The organism is Kitasatospora sp. NPDC041917 (assembly GCF_055589745.1).
The window spans coordinates 1-4,424 of the sequence record NZ_JBVJBI010000086.1 but is presented as its reverse complement, the minus strand read 5'-3'; the positions used below and the strand labels follow the sequence as shown (position 1 = coordinate 4,424).

General features: G+C 75.6%; 7 protein-coding genes. 6 read left to right on the top strand and 1 reads right to left on the bottom strand.

Going from position 1 to position 4,424, the window contains the following annotated elements; translation table 11 throughout:
• From ACZ6EM_RS40085 to ACZ6EM_RS40060, 6 genes are all read left to right on the top strand, one after another.
• On the top strand, positions 1-204 hold a 204-nt coding region (locus ACZ6EM_RS40085), incomplete at its 5' end, for a hypothetical protein (protein WP_452181037.1).
• Positions 205-360: 156 nt separating this feature from the next.
• Positions 361-873, top strand: a complete 513-nt coding sequence (locus ACZ6EM_RS40080) for a MarR family winged helix-turn-helix transcriptional regulator (RefSeq protein ID WP_465774638.1) — start codon at positions 361-363, stop codon at positions 871-873.
• On the top strand, positions 870-1,712 hold the full coding sequence (locus tag ACZ6EM_RS40075) for an ATP-binding cassette domain-containing protein (RefSeq protein ID WP_401053756.1): 843 nt from the start codon (positions 870-872) through the stop codon (positions 1,710-1,712). The genes ACZ6EM_RS40080 and ACZ6EM_RS40075 overlap by 4 nt, the downstream gene beginning before the upstream one ends.
• On the top strand, positions 1,672-2,538 hold the full coding sequence (locus ACZ6EM_RS40070) for an ABC transporter permease (protein WP_401053757.1): 867 nt from the start codon (positions 1,672-1,674) through the stop codon (positions 2,536-2,538). The genes ACZ6EM_RS40075 and ACZ6EM_RS40070 overlap by 41 nt, the downstream gene beginning before the upstream one ends.
• Positions 2,539-2,728: 190 nt before the next feature.
• Complete coding sequence (locus tag ACZ6EM_RS40065) at positions 2,729-3,052, top strand: hypothetical protein (protein ID WP_401053758.1); 324 nt, start codon at positions 2,729-2,731, stop codon at positions 3,050-3,052.
• A 166-nt stretch (positions 3,053-3,218) separates the two neighbouring features.
• Positions 3,219-3,761 carry a HEAT repeat domain-containing protein gene (locus tag ACZ6EM_RS40060; RefSeq protein ID WP_401053760.1) on the top strand — a complete coding sequence of 181 codons (543 nt, stop codon included), beginning with the start codon at positions 3,219-3,221 and terminating at the stop codon, positions 3,759-3,761.
• 287 nt (positions 3,762-4,048) lie between these two features.
• Here ACZ6EM_RS40060 and ACZ6EM_RS40055 read toward each other — a convergent pair whose 3' ends face one another.
• Positions 4,049-4,207: a hypothetical protein gene (locus tag ACZ6EM_RS40055; RefSeq protein ID WP_465774637.1), complete on the bottom strand. Its 159-nt coding sequence runs from the start codon at positions 4,205-4,207 to the stop codon at positions 4,049-4,051.
• Positions 4,208-4,424 lie beyond the last annotated feature (217 nt).

Here is a 4,424-nt window from a genome sequence, read left to right as displayed (position 1 = left end):
ACCCTGGTGTTCGACGGCGGCACCGTCCCCGACGGCACCCTCGTCACCGTCCCCGCACAGCGCCAGAGCGGCCTGTTCGGCGCCCGCTTCGTCCCCGCCCGCAGCCTCCCGGACTTCATGGCCCCCTCCCAGGCCGCCCGGGCCGCCGAGGCCCTCGCCGGCCGCTCCCTGCCCGCCCTCCTCCACGGCCAACGCGCCACCTGAGACACTGCTCCGCATCCGAACCACCCCGGGTGGGGGCGGAGTGGGAAGTCGGCGGGGCCGACTTCCCCGCGCGGGATGTTCGGGCGCGGGGCGGCCTGCCGAAGGGAGGCGCCGCGCTCTCGACGGATAGCTCTCACTGAGAGCTAAAATGAGGGTATGACCGCGACAGAGCCGCACACGCTCGACGTCGCGCCGGCGGACGAGTTCTCCACCCTCCTCGTCGGCATCCAGCGACTGGTCCGCCGCCGCCTGCGGCAGACGATGGACGAACCCCGCCTGCGCGGCGCCCAGGTCGAACTGCTGCGCCTGGTGACGGAAACCCCCGGACTGCGCGTCTCCGAGGCCGCCGAGGAGCTGTGCCTGGCCGGCAACTCGGTGTCCACCCTCGTCAACCAGCTCGTCGCCCTCGGCCTGCTGCGCCGCGAGACCGACCCCGCCGACCGCCGGGCCGCCCTCCTGCACGCCACCCCCGAGGCCGTCGAGCGGATCGAGGCCTGGCGCCGGCGCCGCCGCGCGCTGATGGAGGACGTCGTCGCCGGCCTGCCCGCCGACCGGCGCGAGGCCCTGGCCGCCGCCCTGCCCGCTCTGCGGCAGGTCGCCGAAGGCCTGCGCACCCTGCCCGCAGCACCCGCAGCACCCGGAGGAGCCTCCGGGGAGGAGGAGCCATGAGCACCGAGGACGCGGTGGTGTGCCAGGGCCTGGAGTACGTCTTCCGCCACGGCCACGGCAAGACCACCCGGGCCGTCGACCGGATCGACCTGACCGTGCGCACCGGCGAGGTGTTCGGCCTGCTCGGCCCCAACGGCGCCGGCAAGACCACCACCATCCGCGCGATCACCACCCTGCTGCCCGTCGGCGCCGGCATGGTCCGCGTCTTCGGCCACGACGCCACCCGCCACCCCATGCAGGTGCGCCGCCTGCTCGGCTACGTCCCCCAGCAGCTGTCCGCCGACGCCGGGCTGACCGGACGCGAGAACGTCGCCCTGTTCGCCCGCGTCTTCGACGTCCCGCGCGCCGAACGCGCCCGCCGCGTCGCCCAGGCGCTGGCCGCCGTCGACCTCACCGAGGCCGCCGAGCGGATGGCCGCCACCTACTCCGGCGGCATGGTGCGCCGCCTCGAACTCGCCCAGGCCCTGGTCAGCGCCCCGCGCCTGCTCGTCCTGGACGAACCCACCATCGGCCTGGACCCGATCGCCCGCACCGGCGTGTGGGAACGCGTGGACGCCGTACGCGCCGCCACCGGCATGACCGTCCTGGTCACCACCCACTACATGGACGAGGCCGACCGCCACTGCGACCGCATCGCCCTCATGGACCGCGGCCGCATCCGCGCGCTCGGCACCCCCGCCGAGCTCAAGGAGCAGGTCCACCGGGCCGACCCGGCCCGGCCGGACCCCAGCCTCGACGACGTCTTCCGCCACTTCGCCGGCCGGCAACTGGCCGACGCGACCGAAGGAGACTTCAGCGATGTCCGCCGAACCCGCCGCACCGCGGGCCGCGTCGGCTGAATCCGCCGACGCCGCCGGCCCCGACCTGTCCCTGCTGCTGGTGCCCCCGCGCGCCCGCACCGGCTGGCGCCTGGTGCCCGCCCGCATCGGCGCGATGTGCGCCGTCGAACTGCAGAAGCTGCGCCACGACCGCACCGAGCTGTACACCCGGGCGGTCCAGCCGGCGCTGTGGCTGCTGATCTTCGGCCAGACCTTCACCCGCCTCAAGGCGATCCCCACCGGCGGCATCCCGTACCTGGACTTCCTCGCGCCCGGCATCATCGCCCAGTCCGCGATGTTCATCGCGATCTTCTACGGCATCATGATCATCTGGGAGCGGGACTCCGGAGTCCTCACCAAACTGCTGGTCACCCCGACCCCGCGCGCCGCCCTGGTCACCGGCAAGGCCTTCGCCGCCGGGGTGAAGGCCGTCCTGCAGGCCGCGGTGGTGGTGCTGATCGCCGCCGCCCTCGGCGTCGCCATGACCTGGAACCCGCTGCGGCTGCTCGGCGTCGTCGTCGCCGTCCTGCTCGGCTCGGCGTTCTTCTCCTGCCTGTCGATGGCCATCGCCGGGATCGTGCTCACCCGCGACCGCCTGATGGGCATCGGCCAGGCCATCACCATGCCGCTGTTCTTCGCCTCCAACGCCCTCTACCCGATCGCCCTGATGCCCGGCTGGCTCCAGGCCGTCAGCAAGGCCAACCCGCTCAGCTACCAGGTCGACGCGCTGCGCGGCCTGCTCATCGGCACCCCCTCCCACCTGCCCCTGGACTTCGCCGTCCTCGCCTTCGCCACCCTCCTCGGCATCGCCGCCTCCTCCGCCCTCCTCGGGCGCCTCGCGCGCTAGGAGGGCGGAGGGAACGGACCCCGGACCTGACGGCGTCCCGGGCCACGGCACCGGGAAACCCGGTGACAAGCGCGCGCCGCACCAGGAGACTTCCTCCCGACAGGCCGACAGGCCGACAGGCCGGCAGAGCGGCCGACGGACGGGCCGCCGGGCCGCCGGGCCGCCGGGCCGAACACCGGGAGGCAGCACCGTGGCACTGGCCAAGAAGGGCGCGCGCCGCATCGTCGTCGACGGCGTGGCGTACCGCTGGCGCGTCACCAAGCAGCACTGGTGCTGCGACTTCGAGGGCAGCACCCTGGGCTACGCGGTGGAGGACGCCGCCCACCCCGCAACGACGCTCGTCGTGGACACCGGCCGACCCACCCGGCACACCCCGGACGCGGTGCCGGCCCACGTGATCATGCCGCGGGAGGTCGCCGCGGGCATCCGGTCCGCGCGCACCGAGGGCTGGACGCCCACCGCCAACGGGTCGCCCTTCAGGCTGCGCCTGTCCGCCGCCCGCCCTGCCACCTGACGGGGCAGCCGGCGGCGGGGCCGCGCCGGCCGGGCGAACCGTTTCCGCCGGCGGACGCCCGGCCGTGGGAGGACGACGAGCGGGCCGCCCCGGACGATCCGCGTGTCCACGCCGGCGCGGTGAAATCCCTTTGCCCGGCACCGTTTTGCGGCCCGACACTGGGCGCATGCTCGGATTCGTCAGCACCGACAACGAAGCCCTCGTCTCCTGCCTGGGCGACCCCCAGCGCACGGTGGCCGCCCACCGGGAACTGCTGCGGCGCGGGCAGGACGTGCTCGGGGCCGTGCGGGCGGGCCTGTCCCACGAGAACGCGGCCGTGCGGGAGGGCTGCTGCCGGCTGCTGGACCACCTGGTCGACACCGAGTCCATGGACCAACTCGTCGCCATGGCCGACGACCCGGACGCCCGGGTGAGGACCGCCGCCTTCCACGCCCTGGCCTGCGACCGGTGCAAGGGCGACACGTGCGCACCGGGCGCGGACCGGGTCCTCGAACCCGCGCTGCGCCACCTGGCCCACGATCCCGACCCGGGCGTGCGGGCCAGGGCCGCCGAGCTCGTCGGCCGCTTCGCCCGCACCGAGGCCCGGGCCGTGGCCGCCCTGCGGGCCTCCCATGACCGGGACCCGAGCCCGGCGGTCCGCAAGAAGGCGGGCTGGTACATCCCCGGCGGCGCGATCTACGAACGCGGCGCCGCCCGTACGGCCCGGTGAACGGGCCCGGCGGCGGGCCGAGTCAGGACGCCGGTCGGACACCGGTCGGACACCGGTCGGACACCGGTCGGACACCGGTCGGGCGCAGGTGTGGCGCACGGGGTGGCCGTCGGGGCCGGTGGTGAACCAGGAGCCGTCGCCCAGCGGGCGGATGTCGTACGGGTCCGTGGCGCGGGCGTCGAACGCGCCGTGGACGCGGCCGGTGCGGGCGTCGAGGCGGTAGTGGCGGAACCAGTCCTCCTCGTCCTCGTCCTGGCCGACGAGGGTGGCGACGATGGTGTCGGCGCTCAGGCGGCCGGGCGGCCGCGGCCGGCCATGGCGTCGGGCCGGTGGACCCACAGCACCCGCCCGTCCGGGGACAGTTCGCAGCCGGGCCGGTGGCCGAAGACCTCGCTCGCCTCCGGCTCGAACCGCGAGCGCCACAGCCGCGTGCCGTCCGCCCCCACACGGACGGCCGCGTCCCCCGGCAGGGGCCGGAAGGCCGACGTCCCGCGCGGCGGCGGCTCGGGCGGCGGGACCGGGCCGGCCCCACGGGCCGGCCCCATGGCAGTGGCCCGGGGCGAAGGGGCGCGGGGGGGGGGGGGGGGGGGGGGGGGGGGTGGGGAGGGGGGGGGGGGGGGGGGGGGGGGGGGGTTTTTTTTGGTGGGGGGAACGCAGGTGATC

What these genes read in the sequence shown, in the direction of transcription:
- ACZ6EM_RS40080 (WP_465774638.1), top strand. Translation starts at nt 361, where the DNA reads ATGACCGCGACAGAGCCGCACACGCTCGACGTCGCGCCGGCGGACGAG.
- ACZ6EM_RS40075 (WP_401053756.1), top strand. Translation starts at nt 870, where the DNA reads ATGAGCACCGAGGACGCGGTGGTGTGCCAGGGCCTGGAGTACGTCTTC.
- ACZ6EM_RS40070 (WP_401053757.1), top strand. Translation starts at nt 1,672, where the DNA reads ATGTCCGCCGAACCCGCCGCACCGCGGGCCGCGTCGGCTGAATCCGCC.
- ACZ6EM_RS40060 (WP_401053760.1), top strand. Translation starts at nt 3,219, where the DNA reads ATGCTCGGATTCGTCAGCACCGACAACGAAGCCCTCGTCTCCTGCCTG.